At 50.0% G+C, this 216-nt stretch carries 1 rRNA gene; it reads right to left on the reverse strand.

Annotated features, from left to right (window positions below):
* Window positions 1-128 precede the first annotated feature (128 nt).
* Window positions 129-216 (reverse strand): 16S ribosomal RNA (locus CBX98_RS26195); the annotation flags it as partial.

Consider the following 216-nt stretch of genomic DNA (forward strand, 5'->3'; position numbering starts at 1 on the left):
GACTCGAACCACCGACCTCTCGCTTATCAGGCGAACGCTCTAACCACCTGAGCTACAGACCCAGTATCGTCTCTTTACTTTATAAACCGTATCAATCTGTGTGAACACTCATCGCAATAATCATCGTTTAAGGAGGTGATCCAGCGCCAGGTTCCCCTAGCGCTACCTTGTTACGACTTCACCCCAGTCATGAACCACAAAGTGGTAAGCGTCCCC

Origin of the sequence: Vibrio sp. T9, from assembly GCF_003123985.1 — a bacterium.
GTDB lineage: Bacteria > Pseudomonadota > Gammaproteobacteria > Enterobacterales > Vibrionaceae > Vibrio > Vibrio diabolicus.